This is a genomic window from Peptostreptococcus porci (assembly GCF_009695815.1).
Taxonomy (GTDB): Bacteria; Bacillota; Clostridia; order Peptostreptococcales; family Peptostreptococcaceae; genus Peptostreptococcus; species Peptostreptococcus porci.
In genome coordinates this window covers 41,377-67,949 of the sequence record NZ_VUNE01000003.1, presented here as the reverse complement: position 1 = coordinate 67,949, position 26,573 = coordinate 41,377, and the positions used below count along the sequence as shown (strand labels likewise).

The window sequence follows — 26,573 nt, the reverse complement described above, 5'->3', positions numbered from 1 at the left end:
AAAGGAAGAATATGAGAGATAGAATTGAAAAATATATATTGGACAAATCTGAGGAATTAGTCTTTATAACTATAAATAATAATAGTGAAATGGGACTGGACGGCTATAATGTACCGTATGAGGGTTTGAAGGTCCCTATGAAAAGTAATGTATTGGTAAAATCAATACAAGAAAACAAGGCTCAAGAGGAGCTTAATATGATGTCAATTGTCGATGCTATGTTGTTTTTACAGGGTATTGATAGTGAATTTGTGTATAATGAAGAATATGATAAATTTATTAATGCGTTTTCTGTAAAAACAAATTTTGATATTCTTTCATATTTGGGGTATATTTCTAATATATCGTTTAACAATGGAGAAATTACAGATGCACTGGCTTATATAAAATCGTATCTGAGAAGATCACAAGAAGATATTATGGCATTGTATCAATATTCGATAATATGTCAGGAAATTTCAACTAGGTATCAAAAAGATGAAGATCTGATAGCGATGAATGATTTCTTGATGGAAGCATTGAGTAGTCTTGAAAAAATAATCGATATTGACGATTCATTTGCGCTTGCCTATTATCAACTAGGATTTCATTATCTAAACCAGAAGCAGTTTATTAAGTCAAAATTGGTTTGGGAGAAAGCATTGGATCTTGGATTGGAAGAAAGTCTAGTGTTTGAAATTAGGGACAATCTAGAAAAAATTGATTATAAAGTGAATTATGAAAAAGGGTATAATTTAGTTTTTCAGGGGAGGGCAGAGGAAGGTTTGGAATTGCTATTGCCACTTGAAGAAGAAAATCCGGACTGGTGGAATTTATTGTTTATAATCAGCTTGGCTTATAAATCCCTTGGAGAAATGGGAAATGCAAAGAGATATTTGGAAAAAATATTGATAATCAGACCAACTCAGGTTGATACTTTGGTTGAGATGGCTTTGTGTTTGGCAGAGGAAGGAAATCTCAATGGAACAATTGAGTATTTGACTAAGGCATCAAAGCTCAAAAAAGATGATCCAGAAATTCTTTGTAATCTTGGAATGGCATACCTTCAGATAGGAGATTATGACGAAGCGAAATACTATATTGAAAGGGCATATGAAATTGATCCGTTAGACGAGGTTACGATTGCTTGCATGAAACAATTGTAAAAAATAGAGAAAAAGGGTGTGATTTTATAGGAACATTTAATTTGGGTAATAACATTAATTTTTTGATGGTATTTTTGGAAGGTGTGATTTCTTTTTTCTCTCCTTGTGTGATACCATTGATTCCACTGTATATGAGTTATTTGGCTGGAGAAGTGCAAGACGGTAGCAGTAAACTAAAAAACAGAAATAAAATAATGCTTCATACATTTTTCTTTGTTCTTGGAATATCCACAACATTTTTTATCTTGGGACTTGGTTTTTCAAGTTTGGGCAATGTTATAAGAGAGCAAGGAAGAACTTTCTCAATTGTAAGTGGTATTATTATAATACTACTTGGCTTAAAACAGCTTGGCGTATTGAAATTTAGTCTGCTTGATAGAAATTTTGGCGTAAGTAAGGGAATAGGCGACAAAAAAATGAATCCAATAATGGCTTTCATTATGGGATTTGGCTTTAGTTTTGCGTGGACGCCATGCGTTGGTCCGGCTCTGGCATCTGTATTACTAATGGCAAGTAATGCATCTAGCTCTAGTGTCGGTAACATATATATTTTATTATATTCACTAGGATTTCTGATACCATTTTTAATTTTGGGGATTTTTACGAATGAAACACTGAGCTTTATTAAGGGAAGGCAGTCAGCTTTAAACAAAATCGTCAAAGTCGGAGGTATCATTTTGGTGATAATGGGTGCCTTGCTGATTCTCGGTAAATTCGAAAAGTTTGGAGCATTATTTAACGACCAAACTCAACAGGAAAGCTCAGTTGATGATAGAGCAAGCTCTTCAAATAAAAATACTGATACTGAGGACAGTAGTGGATCGAGTAGCGATAGTTCCGATAGTGATAAAGGAGCCGACAGCAATCAAGCAAATGTGGAGCCGATTGATATTGAACTAAAGGATCAAAATGGAAATACAATTAACATAAAGAATGATTTTAAGGGAAAAGTTGTATTTATAAACTTCTTTGCTACTTGGTGTCCACCTTGTAAAAAAGAGATTCCTGATATTCAAAAAATTTACGAGGAAAAGGGATATAACAAAAAAGACATTGTGATATTAGGAGTAGTAGCGCCAAGTCAAGGTAGAGAGATGGATATAGACGGAGTGAAGCAGTTTATAAAAGATAACGAAATAACATACAACGTTTTAATGGACAGTGATGGAAAAATATTTGGCAAATATGGCATTTATTCGTTACCAACGACAATTTTCGTGGACAAAGATGGAAATATTTATGGTCATATTGCTGGGATGATGACAAAAGAAATTATGGAAAGTGCTTTGCGAGAGGTGTTGACTGGAAAGCCAAATAATTAGAAAAACAACATTATTTAGTTTAATGTTTTTTGAATTTTTCAAAAAAAAATACTAAAAAGTTATTGACATTCTTTTTTTATCTAAGTATAATAAAAAACATCAATCAAACAAGATATAGAAGCCGATGAAAAAGAGAGTAGCTCAGATGGATTTTAAGCGAGTTGGAGTATGGTGTGAGTCCAATACTGAAGTCTGAAGTGAAGAGAGCTTTGGAGGTTGCTAGAGGAAATTTTAGTATTCTGGCAGGTTTCCCGCCTTAAGGGTTTGAGTGGATAGTAGTTCTATCAAATAGAGTGGTAACGCGGAATTTTCGTCTCTTGGTCATATGGCCAAGAGACTTTTTTTATCGAAATCACAATTGCAATCGCTGTGATATGAATGATAAAATATTCGTCAATAATATTCCGGAAATTATTGATTTTCCAAGTTATAATTTGAGTTATACTATCAACAGGAGTGGTACCGCGATTAATCGTCTCTTGGATATTTTCCAAGAGATTTTTTTTATACTTGTCATTAGATGCGAGTAGTATATGAAAATGAAAATAATGATGAAAATGAAGATAATAATATGGAGGTTGAGAATATGAAATTATTTAATAAAAAAATTACAAAAAAAATGATAGTAGCTTTATTAGTTGCTGCTGTTTCAATAGCTGCAATAGGATGTAGTAAAAAAGATGCCAGCGATTCAGACACACAGACAACTTCTAAAAGCACTCTTGAAAGCATAAAAGCGAAAGGAACATTGGTAGTAGGTACTGCTCCTGGATATCCACCCTTTGAGTTTATTAAATCAACTGATGGAAAAAGTGAGGTTGTAGGTGCAGATATAGATCTAGCAAACAAAGTAGCAGAAAAACTCGGTGTAAAGCTAGAAATAAAAACAATGGATTTTGATTCATTGATTCCTGCTTTGGTATCTGACAAAATCGATATGGCGATAACAGGTATGACACCAACTGACGAAAGAAAGAAAACAATTGATTTTTCTGACGTGTATTTCACAGGGACAAACTCACTTATTGTAAAAGCTGATTTTAATAAGAAGGCTGAAACAGCTGGCGATTTAAAGCAATTAAAGATAGGTGTTCAGAAGGGAAGTACCCAAGAAATATTAGCAGTGGAAAAGCTAAAGGTTCCTAACACGAAATCATTATTAAATATTCCTGATTTGGTATCAGATTTGAAAAATGGAAACATTGAGGCAGTAATTGCAAGTTCTACAGTTGCAAAAATCAATGAAAAGCAATTTGAAGGTATTAAGGTCTTGGATATTAAAGGCTTATCATCCTCTGATGCAGGAGAAACTGCTGCAATAGCATTAAAAAAAGGAAATAATGAGGAATTACTAAAAGAAGTAAACTCATTGATTAAAGAGCTACATGATAGTGGTGAATATGACAAGATATTAAATAAAAATATTGATATCGCAGGTCAGCAGAACGCTGAGAAATAGAATCAAAAAACAGATTGACAAATAGAGTTGAAACAAACGGTAAATATAGTTGAAATAAATAGCGAATACAGTTGAAATAAATTGTAAATAAAGTTGAAATAAATAGCAAATAGAATTGAAGTAAATTGCAAATAGAGTTGAAATAAATAGCAAATAGAGTTATAAAATGAAGCTTCAAAAACAATATTTAGCTGTATGGGATATTAAAAGAGATAGGAGAGAAATAAAATGACAAAAATAGTTTTAGCATACTCAGGTGGTTTGGATACATCAGTAATAATACCATGGTTAAAGGAAAATTATGAAGGTTGCGAAGTTATAGCAACTTGTGTAGATGTAGGACAAGGTGATGAATTAGATATAGTTTACGATAAGGCGATAAAAAGTGGTGCAAGTAAGTGTTACATAGTTGATGCAAAGGAAGAATTTGCAAAGGACTACGTTTGGACTATGATTAAATCTGGAGCAAAATACGAAGGAAAATATCTACTGGGAACATCGGCAGCTCGACCTCTAATTTCAAAAGAATTGGTGAAGGTTGCCATGAAAGAAAATGCCGACTATATTTGCCATGGAGCAACAGGTAAGGGAAATGATCAGGTTAGATTTGAATTATCTATAAAGGCACTTAGACCAGATACAAAAATAATTGCTCCTTGGAGGGTTTGGGATATTAAGTCTAGGGAAGATGCAATAGATTACGCAAATGCTCATGGTATTGAGGTCCCAGTAACTAAGAAAAGACCATATAGCATGGACAGAAACGTGTTCCATCTAAGCCATGAGGGTGGAGATTTGGAAAACCCTGCAAACCAACCAATTGATGATCTTTGCTTGATTTGTACAAATCCAGAAAATGCGCCGAATGTTGCCGAATATGTAACTATCAGTTTTGAAAAAGGAAATCCTGTGGCGATAAACGGAGAAAAGATGGAACCATTGGCGTTACTAGAAAAAGCTAATGAGATTGCAGCAAAAAACGGAGTGGGTATTCTTGATATAGTTGAAAATAGATTGGTTGGAATGAAATCGAGAGGTGTGTACGAAACTCCTGGTGGAACTTTATTGATGGAGGCACATACTGTTTTAGAAAGCTTGGTATTGGATAGAGCGACAATGTCATATAAAAATCAGGTTGCCATTAAGTATTCTGAATTGGTTTACGATGGAATGTGGTATACACCATTGAGAGAGGCACTAAACGCATTTATTGAAAGTACGCAGCAGACTTGCACAGGAGATGTAAAGATGAAGTTGTACAAGGGTAACTGTTATTCTGTTGGAGTTGAATCACCATATTCTCTATATAGTGAAGAATTAGTTACCTTTGGTGAAGATAATGTATATAACCAAATGGACGCAGAAGGATTTATCAATTTATTCGGCTTGCCACTAAAAATGAATGCAAAGATGAAGATAAAAAATGGAATAGATTTATTCTAAATAAAAGGAGATTATTATGGAAAAGTTGTGGGGAGGAAGATTTGAAAAAAATACTGACTCATTGATGGAGGATTTTAACTCATCGATAGGTTTTGATAAAAAGCTATATCATTTTGATATTGTCGGTAGTAAGGCTCATGCCACAATGCTGGCAAAATCTGGAATAATATCAGACAAGGAATGTAAGGAAATAGTAGATGCACTTATGGAAATAGAATGTGAAATTGAGAGTGGAAAAGTGGAGTTTTCTACAAAAAATGAAGATATTCACATGAATATAGAAGTGCTTTTGACAAACAAGATTGGTGAAACTGGAAAAAAGCTTCATACTGCTAGAAGTAGAAATGACCAGATTGCCCTAGATTTAAAGCTATATTCAAGAGATGCGGTAATAAATATTCAAGAGTTGTTAAAGCAATGGATTAAAACTTTGATTAAAGTGTCAGAAGATAATATCGATACCGTAATGCCTGGGTACACTCATCTTCAAAGAGCACAACCCATAACTCTAGCACATCATTTAATGGCATATGCAGAAATGGCAAAAAGAGATTATTTGAAATTATCATCATGGTTGGATATACATGATACAAATCCTCTTGGAAGTGGTGCTTTGGCTGGAACTACATTTGAAATAGATAGGCAATATACAACAGAATTACTAGGGTTTTCTAGTCCGACACTTAATTCACTTGACGGAGTAAGCGATAGGGACTACGCAATTGACTTATTGAGCAATGCAAGTGTAGGTATGATGCATTTGAGTAGATTGTGCGAGGAGCTAATATTGTGGTCAAGTCAGGAATTTGGGTTTGTAGAAATAGATGACGCATATAGCACAGGTAGCTCAATGATGCCTCAAAAGAAAAATCCGGATGCAGCAGAATTAATAAGGGGAAAAACTGGACGTGTATATGGAGATTTATTATCTCTGTTAACTACAATGAAGGGAATTCCACTGGCTTATAACAAGGATATGCAAGAAGATAAAGAGTGTTTATTTGACGGTGTCGAGACTTGGATAAAGTGTCTAACGATCATCATTCCTATGATAAAAACAATGAAAATTAAAAATGATAATATGTATAAAGCAGCTAGTGGTGGATTTACAAATGCGACGGATTTGGCGGACTACTTGGTCAAGAAAGGCGTTGCATTTAGAGATGCTCATAAGATAACTGGTGAAATTGTTCTAGATTGTATTTATAAAGATATAACTCTGGAAGAAATTTCAATAAACGAATACAAAAAATATTGTGATTTGATTGAAGAAGACGTATATGGTGAAATAAGTGTGCTCTCTTGTATCAGAAAAAGAAATATTGTAGGTGGACCAAGTGGTGAATATGTTAAAAAGCATATTGATATTATGAATACTTTTTTAGTGGATAAATAGAACCATTTACTTTAATATTTTTAAATCTATTATTGATAAGTAAACAAGAAAGAAAATATCACTACGATACTTAGCGTTTTGAAAGAGACTGCAGAAGATACCCAAGATGAACTTGGAAAATTGACTATTATGGTAATTAGGATGAAAAAACTCCATAAAAAGTTGACACTATCAATTATTTTAAAAATGTATCTTTACACATATAACATAATATAATAAAATGAAATCATAAAGCATTAAAATGGAGGAAATTATTATGTTATTTTTTAGGTCAAAAAAGTTCGTTAAGTTTTCGCTAGTTCTACTTATTGCAACCTTTAGTTTAACTATAGTAGGATGTTCTGCTAAAAAACAAACAGAAAACAAAGCTGTTCAAAAAAAGGAATCTGTAAAAGAAGAAACTGTAAATGAAAAATCTGCAAAACTTTATAATGAAGTGTTGGATAAGATTACGACTTATGATTTTGATGATAATGGGGAAACAGGCAGGGAATATAAATATGCCATTGTAAAAATGGATGGTAATGATATTTCTCAAATGTTAGTATATAAAAAACCAGAATCTATAGTTGGCAGATTTAGAGTTTTTTCTTACGATCCAAAAGGAGATAAACTAATCGAACCAATTGAAGTCATCGGATATGGAGTTGCCGGCGCTGGGGGCTTTAGAGGTGAGGTAAGGACAAATGATGATGCTATGGGATTATATTATGAGGAACTTACGTCTGGGACTGGAGATTCGGTTGTTATGAACATTAAAATAAAGGATAATTCATTAAACACTGAGACTGTTTGGGAAGGGAAATATGATAATATGCCTTCTAACGAAAACACAAAAGAAATAAAGTGGGTCGATATAAGTGACAGGAGTGAACTTTCAAAATTAGCCGAAAAAACCATTGAAGCAAAGGCATTGGAAAGCAAAGCAGTATCTAACACTTCAGATAAAAGTAAGGATGGTGACAACTCTAAAACAACGTCTGGATCAAATAAGCTAAATGAACAGATTGCAGCCGAAGAAAAATCAGGGAGAGTGGTTTTGGATGGAACAATAAAAGTTCTTACTTATGATGGAGTTCTAGAATTACAAGGGAAAAGCGATCCAAATTCAGGGGGTTTTGTAACTGATGAAAAATATATTATCTTTGTGTTATCAAAACCTCAGAGTCTAAATATTAAAACTGGTGATAATAGAGGTAAGAGATCTGGATTGGTAAAAATGATTCGCTTATCAGCATCTAATGGCAACGTAAACTACAACGAGAGTGGAAAAAACATCAAGATAAGTATAGATACAGACGATACTTATTGGCCTTCTGATACTAGTTTACCTTTGGGAGAACCAGGAACAAGTAGTGCCAAAATATTAGATGGGAGTACAAATTCACAGGCTGTGATTAAAGTTGAACCTGCCAACGAGGAATTAGCAAAGAAAGTAAAAAATACTAATCAGACTGTTAAGGCTAAGAATACGAATATGAGAGAAAAACCATCAAAAAATTCGGCAATTGTCAGAACTTTATTGTCTGGAACAACAGTTTATGTAATCGACACATATATTGAAAGCCCAGAACGAATGTGGTGCAAGATAAATTATGATGGAGCGACTGGTTGGATTTCATATAACACTATTAATGGCTCTATAAAATAATAATAGCCAGAGCTATTTTATGATAAACTTTGATGAAAAAACGGTAAACTCATTTAAATGCGAGAGCATGTAAAAAATAAGTAATCTTATAAAAGGAAGGTTGGATTTTCTCCAACCTTCCCAATAATTAACTTTTTAATTTTTAACTGCCTAATCGGCAGATTAGCCACAGAAGGCGAGTTTACAGAAAAAGTTACATAGACTTGAAAAAAAATCTATATTCTCAATTTTTCGTTTTTATCATTCTAATCCTATAATATTATTTTATAAAAAATAAACTACATAGTCGTATTTATACATAAATTATTACCATCAAGTTTATATACTTTATCGAAATAACTAATGATATCTTGATTATGCGTTACTACGATGATTTTCTTTTCTTTTGACAACACATCAAGTATATTTGATATATTTTTCTGATATTCACTGTCACCAAAGCTAAAAGGTTCATCTAGTACTATAATTTCTTTATCTGATATAATTGCTTTAGCAATAGCAAGCCTTTGCAATTCTCCTTGAGAAAAATTCTCTCCCTCATCTTCGAACTCATTTGAAATTACTGTGTCTAGTCCATATTTTAAACAAGTTATTTTGTCATACAAGCCAACAATTTTCAAAGCGTTTAATATATTTTTTTCAATATCTGTTTTTTTATTAGATACTGATAGTAAAATATTATCTTTAATACTCATTGAAAAAAATTTATAATCTTGAAATACTATGTAAAAATGTTTTCTTATAAATGATAAGTTTACGTATTCATTACTTATATCATTGTAATAAATTTGTCCATCGGTTTGCTTATATAAACCAGAGATTATATTTAATAGAGTACTTTTTCCACATCCATTTTTACCAATTATTGCAATTTTTCTGATGTCTTCAGTTATATCCAAAGAAATATTTTTTAGTGTATACACATTACTGTTGTCATTGTATTTAAAAGACACATTTTTTAGACTTATTTTGTTTATTTTTTCAACATTAAAATTATTTTTTTCTATATTATCAATACTAAAGAGTTTTTTGATTTTTTCAATTTTTATTGACATAGAGTATAGGGTTGGAAAAGTCATAAATAACGATTCTAGTATAGAATACATCTGCTGACATCCAGAAATAGACATAGAAAATACGCCAATAGAAATTTTCTTTTCTACAACACCACTTCCAAGTAAATATATAATCAAAAGAAATGTATTAATTTTGAAAAAATCAATGAAAAAACTTGTTGGTATAATTAGTTTAGATGATTTTTTTATATTATCATATAATTTTTTGTATGAAGAATCGTACAAATTTAAAAAACTATCTGAATAATTATTTCTTATTTCCTTAGAATAGTCAGATAAATAGAAAATCCTGTTTATATATTCCAATTTGCGTATGTACGGAATATTTTTAAATTCTAAATTAAAATTTAGTTTTTCTTTAATCAATGATAAGATAAACGAAATTATTGAGCCAAATAGGACTATGAATATTAGTTTAAAGTCATATAAAATAAACAATCCTATTATACCAAGTAAGCTTAAACTATTAGTCAGAATGTTACCTATCGATGAACCTATTTCTTTTATTACATTTATATTATTTATCGCATAATAATATAAATCATAATTATTGGAAGTAGAAAAAAAATTAAGGTCTATGTTAAGGTATTTTAGGTATATTTTTTTTATTATGAACTGATCTATTTTATTGCTCAAAATAGGTATTGTTCTATCAGAGAAAAAAGAATTAGAGAAAGGAAGTAAAATAGATATACTAAAAACAAATATAATAATACTATATAAAAAACTAGAATCTCCATTTTGAAGTCCATCTATTATTATTTTTACAGAGTAAACCATGGTAACCTGTAAAACACTGCTAAAAAATGCTGAAGAAATCACTAAAAATAAATAAAATTTAGAAATACTAAATATAATTTTTATTGAATTTACTATATTTTTCATAATACACATACCTCACTAGATTTTTATACTATAATAACATAATTTTAAATAAGATACTAGAATATTTGCAAATAAATATTAAATAATGAAAATTCTGCTATTGAAAAAGATAATTATTTGATGTATAATAACAATTAAATAGAGTATTATTAGGAGATAAAAGTTATGTATCAATCAAAATATAATATAATTCAGAATAGTAAAAATAAAGTTATTGTTTACAATACTTTTTCTGGAGGAATAATATCACTGAATCAAGAGGAGTTTTCTGTGCTGAATGGCATAGAAAAGGATGCGTATGATTCTAATAATAAACATGCTTTATTATATGATGAGTTATTAAGAGGGAATTTTATTGAAACAGAATATGGTGAACAGTTAAATAAACTCAAATTCGAGTCGTACTATTCTAGATATAGCAAGAATGAAATATCACTAACAATTGCCCCAACGACAAATTGTAATTTTAGGTGTCCATATTGTTACGAAAAAGGCATAAAATATGAAGATATGTCAGATGAAGTAGTAAAAAATGTTATAGATTTTATTAATTCTCAAAATACTGATGTTATCAACATATGTTGGTATGGAGGTGAACCTTTGTTGGAAATAGATACAATTGAAAAAATAATAAAAGGTATACGAAAAGATGGACTTACAATAAATAACTCTATAGTCACGAATGGATATCTGTTAGATGGATGTGTCAGAGACAAGTTAAAAGAATTAAATATACTTAATATACAGATAACAATAGATGGTCCAGAATTTATACATGATAAAAGACGATTTAGATTTGATGGAGGGAAAACTTTTCGTGCAATAATCGAAAATATAACTCATTTATGTAAAGATGCACACATTAGTCTAAGAGTTAATGTTGATAAAACAAATATTGGCTACATAGATAACTTGATGGAATATCTTGAAAAAGAGGGCATTCTTGATAATGTACATATTTATCTAGCTCCTGTAGATGATATCAATATGTCGTTGCCAAATAGCGATGATTTATATATTAACTATGATGAAAATGATTTCACATTAAAGCAGAAAGATTTTTTAAAGAGAATGTTACTGAAGAATGGTGATGATATTTTTGAAGAAAGAAATCCTTATTTATGTGGTGCAGTTTCACCACACTCTTTACTAATTGATCCATTGGGAGATTTATATAAGTGTTGGAATGATATAGGTAGGAAAGAATATAAAATTGGTAACATTAAAGATGGAGTGGTCGAAAGTGACAAATTATACAAATGGTTATCGTATGATCCATTTAGAGATGAAGAATGCATTAATTGTAGCGTTTTTCCCATATGTCTAAATGGTTGTCCGTATTCAGTAATAAGGAAGAATAAAAAAATATGTGATAGTAACAAAAATAATTATAAAGAGTTATTGACTACTTTTTTGTAATTATAAATTTAGAATTAAGAGGGGGGATATTGATGCATTGGATTAAAAAACCAAATGATTCAATTGAGTTGATGTTAACACCAGGATGTCTAAGTAATTGTCGCTGTAAAAGGACTGGTTGTAGGATGAACAATCCATTTTTTTGTGTTCTTAGAATAAATGGAAAGCCTTGTAAATCATTGACTTGTCTTGTGCAAGCAGGTAGTTAGTTTTTCGAGAGGAGATATTAAGTTGGAGTGGATAAAAGAAACAAAAAAAGACGAAATAAAACCAGCATCAGCTTGTGTTTTTAATATTTGCTTGAATAGAAAGGGTCCTTGTAAGTCTTTATGTTTTGCATTTGCATGTTTGGGGACGAGGTTTTGCCTATTTCATGGAAAAGAATGTGTACATTATAATGGGAAGTAGTTGTTATGATTAAAATATTTAGAACTAAAAATTTTATTATAAGCGTATTTTTGATAATGTTTATTGTTGTAGGCATACTAAATATAGGGTATAGATGCTATATTATCATCGATAATATTATTAAATCGGACATAACTAGTTTATTTTTACCAATCGTTCAACTGATAGAAATAATTGTGGTTACATCAATACTAATACTATTTTTTATTTTTTATAACAGCATATGTATAAAAAACAGATTAAGTAATGATGCTATTCTAAAATATATAAGTATATTGTTTATGTTGATGTCTTTGCTAAATATATTTTTTATTAATACTCAGTATAGTGGTGATTTTTTTATGAGTATTATGTTTTTAAAACTTGATTTTAAATCAATTTTGTATTTTGTAGCGTCCATTATTATAGCACAAAAATAACAGTATGATGTCATTAGTATTTAAGAATAAATAGAAATTAAAGATGTAAAATCACATATTGAAATACATCTTTGTCAAATAGTGTTGAAAAGTTAAAGTAAAAATAATTTTACTCTTTATGCTACAGTTTAAGTTCATTTGAACTGTAGCATATTTTTACGCACCTCTATCGCTGTATTAAAGAAAATGGCTTAATAGTTACATCCTTTACAAATATTAGCTCTATGATTTTTTCATTTTTTGATACAATTTCACTATGGAACGAAAATCCATCATAGTTAAATTTTTTTATTGTTTCAATATCATCTGCTCTGTTTTTAATGATATAATTAACCATTTTTCCTCTCGCTGGTTTGGAAATTGTTGAATGGGTGGTCAATTTATTGTTTTTTATTGCTTTAAACGAGCAAGTAACGAATGTAGCTTCATTATCCAAATATTTTTTTATCACCCTTGAATATTCATCAGATGCCAGATTTAAGATTATCTTGTCGTCGTGTGATTTTAAATCATTTTTAATTTTCTCGAAAATATGATTATTCCAATATTCATAAAGATTTTTTGTTTTATTTATTGCTAGCCTTGTAGCCATTTCCAAACGATATGGATATATTGAATCTAGTGGGCTTAATATTCCGTAAAGACCAGATAATATTCTGATATGGTCGTTAGCATAAAATAGCTCGTTTCGATTTAAATCTGAAGCCTTAATTGCTGTGTACTGCATACCCTCATATGCCAGTATTGCTGGTATTCCATTCTTGTCAAATTTGAAATCTTTGTATCTTTCGTAATTTAATGACCCTATTTCCATATTTGTCTTCATCAACTTGCATATATCATCAATATCTAAGCTTTTTAAATTGCCTACTATTTCTTTTGCGTTTTCCAGAAAATGAGGAAGCGATACGTCTTCTTTTTTTATTATATTGTAGTCGTGATAGTCAAAGCTATTGAATCCCTTTGCAGGAGAAATTATTGTGATCATATTGTCCCTCTCTTTCTTATAATACCTATAACTATTAATTAATTATAAAACTTTTATTAATTTTTTATAAAATCACACATTTTATCAATTATTTATTTTAATTTTTTACATTAATATGATATCATAAATAGAGATGTTGTAAAGGTCTAAAAAAGTGAGAGGTTATGTATGATTGAATTGAAATTAATAATAGGTCTAAATAGGACTGTAAATAAAATTAATAGAAAGACATCTTTTTTATGCAAGCAAAATGGACTAACATTAAGTCAATTCGCAGTTTTGGAAGCATTATATCACAAGGGGGATATGTCTGTTGGTAGCGTAAAGGATTCAATATTGAGTACAGACGGTACCATTCCGGTTGTTGTTGGAAATTTGGTAAAAAATGGATTTATCACCAAAAGAAAGGATTCAAACGACAAGAGAAGTAACATTTTGAGTCTGACTGAAAAAGGAAGAGATATCATTAAAAAAGTGTATCCTATGAACGAAAAACTGATAGTAGAACAGCTTGAGATATTGGAAGACTATGAAAAGGAAGAATTGCTTAGGCTATTAAAGAAGATTGGATCTTAACTAGTGATAATATTATTATTTTAAAGCGATTATGTTATTACTTTAAAATATTAAAATGTTTTAGTTTTATTGTTGACAATTAGCGTATTTTCAATATAAAATCATGTTATATTATAATATAAAAGGAGATATTGACATGAAATTTAGAAAAACGTTAACTTTAGCTCTTGCAGGGATGCTGACTATTTGTTCAGTGGGAACATCTCTTGCGTTATGGCAAGAGTATGGTACGCATGGTGGTTTTGAAGGTGGATGGAAGAGGTTCTATGGTAGAGATAGGATAAAAACTGCAGAATATACTGCAAATTCTTTAAATCCACATAAAGATAAAGATTCAGTATTCCAATTAAAAGAAGGTGAAGGTGTTCCAACAGTTTTAGTAAATCAAGATAGTTTTCAAGATGGATTGAGCGCATACAATTTGTGTAAGGCTTTTAATGCAAGATTGCTCTTGATCAAACCAGACTATGCAAACATAGGACTTATGAGAGATTATTATAAAAGTAAGACAGTCTATTTGTTAGGTAGTGAAAAAGAAATATATAAATCTACTGAAAACTATATAAAAAAATATATGCCAAAAGCAAATGTCGTTAGAATTGGAAACAGCAATGCATACGATAGAAATATGGCGACTATTAAAATGTCAGGCTTGAGTAGAGTAGTAGTTGCAGACGGAAGAAAATTTCCAGACGCTCTATCTGCATCAGGTCTTTGTAATTTAGAAAATTTGGGATTGAGATTGGTTGACGGTTCAAAGCCATATAGCCAAAATGGATTGACAACTGTTTATACTGTTGGTGGAGTAGATAGTGTTGCTCAAGACGGAGGAAAAAGGCTATTTGGAAATGATAGATATGATACTGGAAAAGAGGTTGCTAGACAAGCAAAAGGATATTTGAATATAGTATTTGTCGATGGTAGAAGATTTCCTGATTCTGTAAGTGGAATAAATTTGGTAAAACCTAGAACGGCGATAGTTCTTCCTATTTCTGATGATAGAGATAATTCGGATATGAAAGAATTCCTTGCCGCACTACCTAAGTCTGAAAACTCGGATTCTTGGGATATAGAAAAATGTGGTGCTGCGTTAGTTGTAGGTGGTCATAATTCTGTATCTGACAAAACTGTTCAAAAAATGCTTTATCCATCAAAATAGTATAAATGGTGTATAAGTAAAATTTTATAAATAATAATATAAAATAACATAATTCAAAAAGTAGGCAAAAATTTTGCCTACTTTTTTGATTTTTGGCAAAAAACTATTGAAAAAATCTGTATATTAAGTTATTATTTTATTATAAAGTTCGTATATAATAGAATGTTTAGTATATAAATGGTGTATATAATATGAATTATTTACCATTATTCGTATTTTTTAAAGGAGAGTTAATATGAAAATTGCGGTAATTATGGGGTCAAAATCAGATCTTCCCAAATTGGAAAGTGGTATCGAATTGATTAAATCAATGGGAGTTGATGTAGTTGTCAGAGTTCTTTCGGCACATAGAACTCCAGTTGAATTATCGACATTCCTTGAAGAAATTGAGGGAAATGTAGATGTGATTGTAGCAGCAGCAGGAAAGGCTGCTCATCTGCCAGGTGTTGTAGCGGCACAAACATTAATTCCAGTAGTTGGACTCCCAATCAAATCATCCACTATGGACGGCTTGGATTCTCTTTTATCTATGGTTCAGATGCCAGGAGGCATTCCGGTTGCAACTGTCACTATAGATTCAGGTTTAAATGCAGCCTTGATGGCTCTTCAAATCGGTTCCATAAAATATCCAGAAATAAAAGAACAATTAAAGAAGTACAGGATTGAAATTGCACAAAAGGTATTGGATGACGACAAGTCTTTAAATAATTAGTTTATTGTATTTGAAGTATTATTAGTTTTTCGAAATGTTATTAGTTTTAAGGAGAAATTTATGTTGACTTACAAGAGTTCAGGTGTAGATATTGATGAGGGAAATAGAGCTGTAGATTTAATTAAAGGGAAGATTAAGTCTACATATGATTCAAATGTAATTGGAGATCTTGGAAATTTCAGTGGTTTGTATTCTATAAAGGAATTTATGGGATATGAAGAACCTGTATTATTGGCATCAACTGATGGAGTTGGAACGAAGCTGAAGATAGCTCAGATGATGGACAAACATGAAACTGTAGGTATCGATCTGGTTGCTATGTGCGTAAATGATTTGATTTGTCAGGGAGCAAAGCCATTGTTTTTCTTGGATTACATCGCTCTTGGTAAACTAGTACCAGAGCATATAGAAAAGGTTGTCGGAGGAATAGCTGACGGATGTAAAATCAGTGGATGTGCATTAATCGGTGGAGAGACTGCAGAAATGCCAGGTATGTATGCTGAAGAAGATTACGATTTGGCTGGATTTTCTATAGGAATTGCAGACAAGAGCAAAATTTTAAGCGGACAAAATGTAAAAAAAGGTGATGTATTAATCGGTATTTCTTCAAGTGGTGTTCATAGTAATGGATTTTCATTTGTTAGAAAGATCTTTTTAGATGAGTATAAGATGGATTTGAGTGAGCATGTAGATTCTCTTGGAATGAGTCTTGGCGAAGCATTGTTGACTCCTACAAAAATTTATGTAAATTTAGCATTAGACTCTATAAGAAATAGTGAAGTAAAAGCCATTGCTCATATTACAGGTGGAGGTCTGGTTGAAAATATTGTCAGAGTAATTCCAAAGGGGCTTGGTCTTGATATCAATATTAATTCTTGGGACAAGCCTGAAATTTTCAAGCTTATTGAAAGCTTTAATGCGGTTGAAACAAGAGAGCTTCATAAGAGCTTTAATATGGGCATAGGCTTGGTAATGATAGTTGACGAAAGAGATGCTGATAGACTGGTAGACTTTATTAATAGTAGGGAAAGTGAAAATGTAAAATACGTGGATGACAAATATAAAAATTTAATGCAAGATAGAGCTTATATAATTGGTAAAGTAACTGATTTGCACGATGGAGTAGAGTTTTTAGAAAAATAGTCGGAAAGGATTTTACAATGAAGAAAATTGGAGTACTCGTTTCTGGTGGTGGAACTAATTTACAATCGCTGATTGATGCAGTTGAGCAAAGGGAAATAAACGGAGAAATAGCAGTAGTTATTTCAAATAAAAAGGATGCCTTTGGATTAGAACGGGCGAAAAAACATAATATAGAAGCTGTTTATTCAAATGATGAAGAAGAAATAATTAGAGTGTTAGAGGAAAGAAATATAGATCTAGTAGTGCTAGCAGGATTTTTAAAAATTCTTAGCGAGAAATTTACGAACTCTTTTGAAAATAAAATTATCAATATACACCCATCATTGATACCCTCGTTTTGTGGAGTTGGGTATTATGGTTTGAGAGTTCATGAAGCTGCAATTAAATATGGGGTGAAGGTAAGTGGAGCGACAGTGCATTTTGTGGATGAAAATGCCGATACTGGTCCAATAATAATTCAAAAAACTGTTGAAGTTTTGCCTACTGATACAGCAGAGGATTTACAAAATAGAGTATTGAAGGTAGAGCATCAAATACTAAAAGAGTCAGTGAAAAAGATTTGTGATGACAAGGTAAAGGTTATCGGAAGAACGGTATTTGTTCAGGATTAACGATAAGAGCAAGCGATAATAACATTCAGGAATTTTGTCTATTTAACTAATAAGATATGGAAAGGTTGGATACAATGAAAAGAGCTTTAATCAGTGTTACAGATAAGACAGGTGTAGTAGAATTTGGTCAAAAATTAAATAAGCTTGGATATGAAATAATATCTACAGGAAATACTTATAAAAAACTATATGAAAACGGTGTGAATGTTATTCAAGTAGAAGAGGTTACAAATTTTCCTGAAATCTTAGATGGTAGAGTAAAGACTCTAAACCCATATGTTCATGGTGGAATCCTTTATAGAAGGGATATTCAAACTCATGTCGATACTGTTGAGGAATTGAATATCAATCCAATTGATATAGTTGTAGTGAGTCTTTATGATTTTGAAGGCGCAGTTAAGAGTGGCAAATCTCAGGAAGAAATAGTTGAAAATATTGATATCGGCGGTCCTTCAATGATAAGATCGGCATCAAAGAACTACAAGGATGTTACGGTAATTGTGGACATAGATGATTATTCAATGGTAGTAGAAAAATTAGAAAATGGTGGATTATCTCTGGAAGATAGAAGAAAACTTGCATATAAGGCATTTTCTACGACAGCAAGATATGATGCATTGATATCTTCATATTTCGCCGGTGTTGTAGGAGATAAATACCCTGAGATACTAAATATGACTTTCGAGAAAGAAACAGAGTTAAGATATGGAGAAAACGGTCATCAGAGAGGATTTTTGTATAAACAACCGAATGCACAAAATCCAATATTAAATTATGAGCAATTGAATGGAAAAGAGCTGTCATTTAACAATATCAATGATTTAGCCGGGTGTCTTGAATTTATGAGAGAGTTTAGGGATTCAGATAAAGTTTGTGCCGTAGCTATTAAGCACGCAAATGCTTGCGGTGTTGGGCTAGGAAAAGATTCATTGGAGGCATATACAAAGTGTTTTGAATCTGATAAAGTATCAATTTTCGGAGGGATTGTAGGAATAACTTCAACTGTCGATAAAGAAACGGCAGAAATGTTAAAGTCAATCTTTTTGGAGATAATTGTTGCATATGATTTTGAGCCTGAAGCATTGGAAATATTGAAAACAAAGAAGAATCTTAGAGTTCTTAGACTTAAAAAAATTGAAGAAAGTAAACAACCGTTCGATATGAAATATCTTGATGGAAAGCTACTTCTTCAGGATAAAGATACTGTTTTAACAGAGAAGTTTGAAGTAGTAACTGCAAAGCAGCCTACAGAAGCTGAAATAAACGACATGGATTTTGGAATGAAGGTCGTGAAAAATTTAAAATCAAATGCGATTGCTATAGTAAAGGATGGTCAAACTCTTGCAATGGGTTGTGGGCAGACATCAAGAATATGGGCGTTGAGCAATGCGATTGTCAACAACAAGGACGAAAAGAGTTTTGAGGGTGCAGTACTAGCATCAGATGCATTTTTCCCATTTGATGATTGTGTGAGATTGGCAGCAGAATATGGTATTGGAGCTATTGTACAGCCAGGTGGTTCAATAAGAGATGAGGATTCAATCAAGGCTTGTGATGAATTGGGAATCACTATGGTATTTACAGGAACAAGACATTTTAAACACTAAAATCGCAAAAAATTGACTTAGTTTTTTAGAAAATAACACTAATCGTATATTTAATGGATCGGAGGTTTCTTATGAAGATATTGGTCGTAGGTGGCGGTGGAAGAGAGCATGCAATTTGTTGGAAATTATCACAGGAAAAACAGGTGGAAAAAATTTACTGTGCACCTGGTAATGCAGGGATTGAATCAGTTGCAGAATGTGTTGATATTAAAGATACGGAAATAGAGCAATTGGCAGATTTTGCCCATGAGCATAATATTGATTTAACTGTTGTTGGTCCGGAAGTTCCTTTGGTGATGGGTATATCTGATGAGTTTTCAAAAAGAGGGCTGAGAGTTTTCGGTCCAGACAAAAGCTGTTCCAGGTTGGAAGGAAGCAAGCTGTTCTCAAAGAAATTTATGGTTAGACATGGTATACCTACTGCAAAATATAAGGAATATACAGATATTGATAAAGCAATTGAGGAAATTGACAGTTTTGGATATCCAGTGGTGATAAAAGCAGACGGCTTGGCAGCTGGTAAGGGTGTAGTAATTCCAACGAGTAGAGAAGATGCAATAGATACTCTAAATATGATTATGAGAGATAAGAAATTTGGTGATTCAGGAAATCTTGTTGTGATTGAAGAGTATTTGACTGGAATTGAAACATCTATACTTGCCTTTGTTGACAAAAATACAATCGTTCCAATGGAGAGTGCAAAGGACCACAAAAAAGTATTTGAGAAGGAAACTGGACCGAATACAGGAGGAATGGGTACTTTTTCCCCAAGCACTATATACAGTAAAGAGCTAGCTGAAAAAGTATATAATGAGGTTTTGATAAAGTCACTAGAAGGCTTCCAAAAAGATGGTCTCGAATTTAGAGGTATACTTTTTGTGGGCTTGATGATAACAGAAAATGGCGAAAAGGTATTGGAATACAATTGTAGATTTGGAGATCCAGAGACTCAATCAGTTTTGTTGAGATTGGAAACAGACCTAAGTGAAATAATGATGGCGATAACTGAAGATAGACTTTCAGAAGTTGAAATAAAGTATTCTCAAGAAGCTGCAGCTTGTGTTGTTCTTGCATCTGGTGGTTATCCCGAGGATTACGAAAAGGGAAAGGTCATAACTGGATTAAATGATGTGGATGACAGTATTGTGATATTCCACAGTGGAACAAAAAGGTATGATGAAAATATAGTTACGAATGGTGGTAGAGTTCTCGGAGTTTGCTCAAAGGGGGCAACTGTAGAATTGGCATCTAAAAACGTATATGCAAACATTGGAAAAATCAACTTTGAGGGAATGCATTTTAGAAAGGACATCGGAATAGATTATGAGTAATGTTAAGAGAGTTTTTGTAGAAAAGAAAGATGGATTTGATCTGGAATCTCAAGCAATGAGGAACGATATTTCGGATAATCTCCATATAAAAGTTGGTAAGGTAAGAGTCATTAATAGATATGATATAGAAAATATCGGCGAAAATGCCTATAGAAAGGTTGCAGAAACTATTCTATCAGAACCGAATTTGGATAATGTGTATTATGAAGAAATTCCTGATATTAGAGATGAAAGAATATTTGCAATTGAGTACCTTCCTGGACAATATGATCAAAGAGCTGACTGGGCTTCAATGTGTGCTGAAATCGTAAATGATGGAAAGAGACCAAATATTAACTCTTCAAGAGTAATAATTATTGAGAAGGGAATTTCTGATGATGAATTCTGTAAAATAAAAAAATATTTAATCAATGCTGTAGATAGCAGAGAAGCTTTATTGGAAAAGCCTGAAACATTGGAAATGACTTATGAAAGGCCCGAAGAAGTTGAAACCATAGACGGGTTTTCTAAATTGGATGAAAATGGGTTATCGGAATTTCTTGAAAAGTATGGATTGGCGATGACTCTTGATGACTTAAAATGTGTTCAATCGTATTTTGGAAATGATGAAAAGAGAGATCCAACAATAACTGAAATAAAAGTTTTGGATACATATTGGTCAGATCACTGCAGACATACTACATTTATGACTAAATTGTCATCTGTTGAAATACCAGAAGGTAGATTTACTGATGTGATAAAAGAAACATATGATAAATATCTTGAAGATAGAAAATATGTGTACGGCGACAGAGAAAAGGATATTTGCCTAATGGATTTGGCAACTGTTGCAATGAAAAAGCTAAAGAAGGAAGGTAAGCTTCAAGATTTAGACGAAAGCGAAGAAATTAATGCTTGTAGCATAAATATTGATGTTGAAATTGATGGTAAAAATGAAGAATATCTTTTGATGTTTAAGAATGAAACACACAATCATCCGACAGAAATAGAACCGTTCGGTGGTGCGGCAACTTGTCTTGGTGGGGCTATCAGAGATCCATTGTCAGGCAGAAGCTATGTATATCAAGCAATGAGAGTAACTGGATCTGCAGATCCGAGAACTTCACTTGAAGACACACTTCCTGGAAAGTTAATGCAAAAGAAAATAACTACAGAAGCTGCAAATGGATATAGCTCTTATGGAAACCAAATAGGATTGCCTGCTGGACAAGTTGTAGAGGTTTACGATGAGAATTTTGTTGCGAAGAGAATGGAGGTCGGCGCAGTTATAGCAGCAGCTCCAAAGGAAAATGTAATCAGAAAAAGACCAGAGGCAGGAGATGTAATTATCCTACTTGGTGGAAAGACTGGTAGAGATGGATGTGGTGGTGCAACTGGATCATCAAAAGAGCATTCTGAGGAAAGTATTACAACTTCATCTGCAGAGGTTCAAAAGGGAGATGCTCCAAATGAAAGAAAAATTCAGAGATTTTTCAGAAACGCTGAAGCAGTAAAGATGATCAAGAGATGTAACGATTTTGGTGCTGGTGGTGTATCCGTTGCTATTGGAGAAATTGCAGAAAGTTTGGATATAAATCTTGATTTGGTACCTAAGAAGTATGATGGTTTGGACGGTACAGAGCTGGCTATCTCAGAATCTCAAGAAAGAATGGCAGTTGCTATAGACGTGGAGAATATGGACAGATTTATCGAGCTGGCAGGATTTGAAAACTTGCAAGCAACTCATGTTGCAACTGTGACTGATACAGGATATCTGAGGATGACGTGGAATGGAAAAGACATTGTAAATATTAAGAGATCCTTCTTGGATACAAATGGGGCGAAGCAAGAAACTGATATTGAAGTAGCTCAAATACCTGAAGAATCAGCCTATGTTGATTTGACATCAGTTACAAGCTCTTACGATGATGTTCAGGATAAATTTGAAGCGGCGATGAGAGATTTAAATGTATGCTCTCAAAGAGGTATGGTTGAAAAATTTGATAACTCAATAGGTGGTAATACTGTTGTTATGCCTTTTGGTGGTAAATATCAATCGACGCCTACAAACGGTATGGTTGCAAAGATTCCAGTTTTGGATGCGGAAACAAATACATCTTCAATAATGACATTTGGATATAATCCCAAAATTGGGAAATGGTCCACATTCCATGGTGCGATGAATGCAGTTGTAGAATCAGTGGCAAAGCTTGTTGCTCTTGGTGGAGATTATTCAAAAGCCAGATTAACCTTCCAAGAGTATTTTGAAAAGCTAGGAAAAGACAAGGTACGTTGGGGTAAACCATTCTCTGCATTACTGGGAGCATACTATGCACAGATGAATTTTGAAATTCCAGCTATCGGTGGTAAAGATAGTATGAGTGGTACATACAAGGACATCGATGTTCCACCTACATTGGTTTCATTTGCTGTTACTACACAAGATGCAGGAAATATAGTTACTCAAGAATTCAAGAAAGTTGGAAGTACAGTAGTATTAATAGAAGCTGGACAGAAAGATTATGCTTTTCCAGACTTTGATTTATTAAAGAAAAACTTTGAAGTAATACACAGGGCAATTGAAAATAAAAAAATATTGACTTCTTATGCCTTGGGCTACGGTGGAATCGGTGAGGCATTGGTAAAAATGGCTTTTGGTAATAGAATAGGTTTTAGCTTTGATGATGGAGTGGCAGACCTGTTCGACGATAAAGACGAGCTATTCAAGCAATCATATGGAAGCATTATAGTTGAAATAGAAGATGCCGATTTAGCTCAGCTTGATGGATCAAACTATGTGGTTCTTGGAAAGACAATCGAATTGCCGATTATTGAAATATTTGGAGAAGAAGTTGATATAGAAAGACTTAATAAGGTATCAGAGGAAGTACTTGAACCAATATTCCCAACAAAAGCAAAAAAGATTATAAACTCTGATATTGAAAATATAAGCTATCATAGAATTGGAGAAGTATCAAAATCTTCTTTGAGTATAGTAAAGCCTAGAATATTCATACCTGCATTTCCTGGAACTAACTGTGAATATGATTCGGCCAGAGCATTTAGAAGGGCTGGAGGCGATGCTCATATTGGAGTATTTAGAAACATGAGTTATGCCGATATTGAAGCTTCTATAGATATGATGGTTGATGAGATAAATAAGAGTCAAATAGTTATGATACCAGGAGGATTTTCAGCTGGTGATGAACCAGATGGATCTGCAAAATTTATAGCTACAGTGTTTAGAAATCCAAAAATAGAAGAAGCTATAATGAATTTGCTTAATAATAGAGATGGTCTGATGATAGGTATTTGCAATGGATTCCAGGCATTAATAAAGCTTGGGCTAGTGCCATATGGTGAAATAAAGACACCTTCAGCTGATATGCCTACATTGACATATAATAATATCGGCAGACATCAGGCGAAGGTAGTGAAGACTAGAATATCATCAAATAAGTCTCCTTGGTTGGCTTCAAATGAAGTCGGAGATATTCATTCAATAGTTATTTCTCATGGTGAGGGAAAATTCGTTGCCAGTGAGGAAGTGATGAAGTCTCTGATTGAGAATGGACAGATAGCTACTCAGTACGTTGACTATGAAGGTAATGCTACTTATGATATAGATCATAATCCAAATGGATCTTATTTTGCTGTGGAAGGTATTACATCAGTTGATGGAAGAATTCTTGGTAAAATGGGCCATTCAGAGAGAATTGGAAAATACGTGATGAAAAATATTATTGGTGAAAAGGATCAGAAGCTGTTTGAATCCGGAGTAAAATATTTTAAATAATGCACACAACAAATTTTTATAAATTTCATATTACCTTTGATTATTTTATTAAAAGCAGGATTGGTGGATATTATATCCACCGCTCTTGTTTTTTGTATATATGCCAGCAAAATAATAACGTAATAATTTCGGTAATTGGAAACGCAACCCATACACCAGTAATTCCCCAAAATCTAGTAAATATCCACATAAATGGAATAAGTATGACTAACTGTCGTGATAGGTTAATGTATATACTATATTTTATTTGACCTACCGATTGCATTAGAGATGCAAACATAGTAGATATTCCATTGAAAATATAACTACAAACCATTATTCTAAGCGCAGGAACTCCCAATTCCATCATGGAATCAGATGCCATAAATATTTTAAGGACTTGTCTAGGAAAAACTGCCAATAATAATGCCCCCAATGTCATTAAAAATACTGCAATTATTGTTCCTTTTTTAAAAGTATCCAGTAACCTATCTTTATTTTTTGCTCCATAGTTGAAACTCATGATTGGGATGCATCCCTGAATTAGGCCGTTTACAGTCATAACTACAACTTGCTGAGCCTTAAAATATGCACCAAAAAATGCAACGGCAGTTGTTGAATACACTATCAGGAACATATTCGCAAATGTAACCATAAATGCTCCAAGTGCATTCATAATGAAAGATGGCAATCCTAAAATAACAATGTTTTTAAATATTTCCAAATTTATCTTGAAATCTTTTAGTTTAATCCTTACTTTTTGATTTGTAAAGATAAGAACATAAAATGCCAAAATCATCGAAAGGGTGTATCCGAGCACAGTTGATACTGCAGCACCTTCAATTCCCATTTTTGGAAAAGGACCAAATCCAAATATTAGTATTGGATCTAGAACAAAATTTAGCAATACTCCAGCCATTTGAAATAGCATGGGTGCAATCATATTTCCAGTTCCTTGAATTATTTTCTGAATTGCTATGTGTATCATATTCGGAGCTTGTAAAAATGCACAGATTGTCATATATCTTATCGCCAAAGAATATATAGAATAATCTTGAATTATAGCTTTAAAATATGGCTTTATCATTAGGAGTATTATTAAATTTAATACTATGCCTAATACTGAGGAGATTAATAATCCATGTGTAACAACTGAATTTGCCTCGTCAAAATTTTTACCTCCCAAGTTTTTTGAAATCAATACGTTGATTCCAACTCCAATACCTATCGACATAGCCAGCATAAGTGTTGTTATAGGAAATGAGAGAGATACTGCAGTCAAGGCATCCTCGCTAATCCACGACACGAAAATGCAATCTACAAAGTTGTATGTGTACTGAAGGAACATCGAACACAGAGGCGGTATTGACATATTTAATATCAATGGAAGAATTGGCATAACCTCCATTTTGTTTTTAGCTGAAGTTTTGGGTAAAGATATTTTTGAATTCATAGATTATTCTCCATAAAATGTATTAAAATGTTTTAATAAGTGTATTATACACTATTTTTAAGTCATTTTGATAAAAATTTTTGTGGTGTTCGTAACTAAATTGATGGTAAAATAAAGAGAGGTGATAATATTGAAAATGACTTTGTGTTACATGGAAAAGGATGATAAGTTTTTAATGTTGCATAGAACTAAAAAGGAAAATGACGTAAACAAAGGTAAATGGATTGGTGTCGGTGGAAAATTGGAAAGTGGAGAAACACCGATTGAAGGAATAATAAGAGAAATAAAGGAAGAAACAGGATATACACCAAACTACTGTAGGTTCAGAGGTATCGTGGTATTTAATTATAATGAGAATCCTTCAGAGTATATGCATTTATACACCTGTGATGATTTTGATGGAGAAATGACCATTTGTGACGAAGGTGATCTGAAGTGGATCGATAAGAAAAGAATATTTGATCTAAACCTATGGGAAGGCGATAAGATATTCTTGAAATTGATAATGAAGGAAACACCAGTCTTTAATCTTGTACTAAACTACAACAATGATGATTTAATAAGTCACACGTTAGAATTTGTGGAACAATAATAAATTTAAGGTTGGGAATAATTA

The 26,573-nt window shown here is 32.4% G+C and carries 21 protein-coding genes and 1 other annotated feature; of the genes, 18 read left to right on the top strand and 3 right to left on the bottom strand.

Features of this window, described 5'->3' with window-relative positions; translation table 11 throughout:
• Positions 1-11: 11 nt before the first annotated feature.
• The 6 genes from FYJ71_RS06045 to FYJ71_RS06020 all read left to right on the top strand — a co-directional run bounded on the left by FYJ71_RS06045 (position 12) and on the right by FYJ71_RS06020 (position 8,416).
• Complete coding sequence (locus FYJ71_RS06045) at positions 12-1,145, top strand: tetratricopeptide repeat protein (protein ID WP_154537912.1); 1,134 nt, start codon at positions 12-14, stop codon at positions 1,143-1,145.
• Entirely contained in the window at positions 1,127-2,467 is a 1,341-nt protein-coding gene (locus FYJ71_RS06040; RefSeq protein ID WP_235899088.1) for a redoxin domain-containing protein, read from the top strand. Before FYJ71_RS06045 ends, FYJ71_RS06040 begins: the two co-directional genes overlap by 19 nt.
• Positions 2,468-2,582: 115 nt before the next feature.
• Positions 2,583-2,788: a binding site (T-box leader), on the top strand.
• Positions 2,789-3,053: 265 nt separating this feature from the next.
• Positions 3,054-3,926: a transporter substrate-binding domain-containing protein gene (locus FYJ71_RS06035; RefSeq protein ID WP_195836909.1), complete on the top strand. Its 873-nt coding sequence runs from the start codon at positions 3,054-3,056 to the stop codon at positions 3,924-3,926.
• 228 nt (positions 3,927-4,154) lie between these two features.
• Positions 4,155-5,369, top strand: coding sequence for an argininosuccinate synthase (locus FYJ71_RS06030; RefSeq protein WP_154537911.1), 1,215 nt, complete (start codon positions 4,155-4,157; stop codon positions 5,367-5,369).
• Positions 5,370-5,385: 16 nt separating this feature from the next.
• Complete coding sequence (argH, locus tag FYJ71_RS06025; RefSeq protein ID WP_154537910.1) at positions 5,386-6,765, top strand: argininosuccinate lyase; 1,380 nt, start codon at positions 5,386-5,388, stop codon at positions 6,763-6,765.
• A gap of 256 nt (positions 6,766-7,021) precedes the next feature.
• Positions 7,022-8,416: an SH3 domain-containing protein gene (locus FYJ71_RS06020; protein ID WP_195836908.1), complete on the top strand. Its 1,395-nt coding sequence runs from the start codon at positions 7,022-7,024 to the stop codon at positions 8,414-8,416.
• A gap of 278 nt (positions 8,417-8,694) precedes the next feature.
• Here the strand turns inward: FYJ71_RS06020 and FYJ71_RS06015 are convergent, their stop codons facing one another.
• On the bottom strand, positions 8,695-10,377 hold the full coding sequence (locus FYJ71_RS06015; protein ID WP_195836907.1) for an ATP-binding cassette domain-containing protein: 1,683 nt from the start codon (positions 10,375-10,377) through the stop codon (positions 8,695-8,697).
• A gap of 165 nt (positions 10,378-10,542) precedes the next feature.
• Between FYJ71_RS06015 and FYJ71_RS06010 the strand changes: the two genes are divergently transcribed.
• Genes FYJ71_RS06010 through FYJ71_RS06000 form a run of 3 tightly spaced genes read left to right on the top strand, consistent with a single transcriptional unit; the run spans position 10,543 to position 12,204 of the window.
• The gene (locus tag FYJ71_RS06010; protein WP_154537907.1) at positions 10,543-11,796 is read left to right on the top strand and encodes a radical SAM/SPASM domain-containing protein; all 1,254 of its coding nucleotides are present in this window, start codon (positions 10,543-10,545) and stop codon (positions 11,794-11,796) included.
• A gap of 32 nt (positions 11,797-11,828) precedes the next feature.
• The gene (locus FYJ71_RS06005; protein WP_154537906.1) at positions 11,829-12,005 is read left to right on the top strand and encodes a hypothetical protein; all 177 of its coding nucleotides are present in this window, start codon (positions 11,829-11,831) and stop codon (positions 12,003-12,005) included.
• Positions 12,006-12,027: 22 nt separating this feature from the next.
• Complete coding sequence (locus FYJ71_RS06000; RefSeq protein ID WP_154537905.1) at positions 12,028-12,204, top strand: hypothetical protein; 177 nt, start codon at positions 12,028-12,030, stop codon at positions 12,202-12,204.
• A 585-nt stretch (positions 12,205-12,789) separates the two neighbouring features.
• On the opposite strand, the gene yaaA is transcribed toward FYJ71_RS06000, so the two are convergent.
• Positions 12,790-13,611, bottom strand: a complete 822-nt coding sequence (yaaA, locus tag FYJ71_RS05995; RefSeq protein ID WP_154537904.1) for a peroxide stress protein YaaA — start codon at positions 13,609-13,611, stop codon at positions 12,790-12,792.
• A gap of 168 nt (positions 13,612-13,779) precedes the next feature.
• On the opposite strand from yaaA, the gene FYJ71_RS05990 reads away from it, so the two are divergent.
• From FYJ71_RS05990 to FYJ71_RS05955, 8 genes are all read left to right on the top strand, one after another.
• Positions 13,780-14,187 carry a MarR family winged helix-turn-helix transcriptional regulator gene (locus FYJ71_RS05990; RefSeq protein ID WP_154537903.1) on the top strand — a complete coding sequence of 136 codons (408 nt, stop codon included), beginning with the start codon at positions 13,780-13,782 and terminating at the stop codon, positions 14,185-14,187.
• A gap of 136 nt (positions 14,188-14,323) precedes the next feature.
• Positions 14,324-15,346 carry a cell wall-binding repeat-containing protein gene (locus FYJ71_RS05985; protein ID WP_195836906.1) on the top strand — a complete coding sequence of 341 codons (1,023 nt, stop codon included), beginning with the start codon at positions 14,324-14,326 and terminating at the stop codon, positions 15,344-15,346.
• A gap of 235 nt (positions 15,347-15,581) precedes the next feature.
• A complete protein-coding gene (gene purE, locus FYJ71_RS05980) occupies positions 15,582-16,058 on the top strand; it encodes a 5-(carboxyamino)imidazole ribonucleotide mutase (RefSeq protein WP_154537901.1) in 477 nt (158 codons plus the stop codon).
• A 60-nt stretch (positions 16,059-16,118) separates the two neighbouring features.
• Positions 16,119-17,201, top strand: a complete 1,083-nt coding sequence (purM, locus tag FYJ71_RS05975; RefSeq protein WP_154537900.1) for a phosphoribosylformylglycinamidine cyclo-ligase — start codon at positions 16,119-16,121, stop codon at positions 17,199-17,201.
• A gap of 17 nt (positions 17,202-17,218) precedes the next feature.
• Positions 17,219-17,812 (top strand): phosphoribosylglycinamide formyltransferase, encoded by a 594-nt coding sequence (gene purN / locus FYJ71_RS05970; protein ID WP_154537899.1) that lies wholly within the window; start codon positions 17,219-17,221, stop codon positions 17,810-17,812.
• Between the two features lie 74 nt (positions 17,813-17,886).
• Positions 17,887-19,419 carry a bifunctional phosphoribosylaminoimidazolecarboxamide formyltransferase/IMP cyclohydrolase gene (purH, locus tag FYJ71_RS05965; RefSeq protein ID WP_154537898.1) on the top strand — a complete coding sequence of 511 codons (1,533 nt, stop codon included), beginning with the start codon at positions 17,887-17,889 and terminating at the stop codon, positions 19,417-19,419.
• A 71-nt stretch (positions 19,420-19,490) separates the two neighbouring features.
• A complete protein-coding gene (gene purD / locus FYJ71_RS05960) occupies positions 19,491-20,750 on the top strand; it encodes a phosphoribosylamine--glycine ligase (RefSeq protein WP_154537897.1) in 1,260 nt (419 codons plus the stop codon).
• The gene (locus FYJ71_RS05955; RefSeq protein ID WP_154537896.1) at positions 20,743-24,525 is read left to right on the top strand and encodes a phosphoribosylformylglycinamidine synthase; all 3,783 of its coding nucleotides are present in this window, start codon (positions 20,743-20,745) and stop codon (positions 24,523-24,525) included. Before purD ends, FYJ71_RS05955 begins: the two co-directional genes overlap by 8 nt.
• A 70-nt stretch (positions 24,526-24,595) precedes the next feature.
• On the opposite strand, the gene FYJ71_RS05950 is transcribed toward FYJ71_RS05955, so the two are convergent.
• A complete protein-coding gene (locus FYJ71_RS05950) occupies positions 24,596-25,957 on the bottom strand; it encodes an MATE family efflux transporter (protein ID WP_154537895.1) in 1,362 nt (453 codons plus the stop codon).
• A gap of 151 nt (positions 25,958-26,108) precedes the next feature.
• Between FYJ71_RS05950 and FYJ71_RS05945 the strand changes: the two genes are divergently transcribed.
• Entirely contained in the window at positions 26,109-26,549 is a 441-nt protein-coding gene (locus FYJ71_RS05945) for an NUDIX hydrolase (protein WP_235899087.1), read from the top strand.
• Positions 26,550-26,573: the final 24 nt, after the last annotated feature.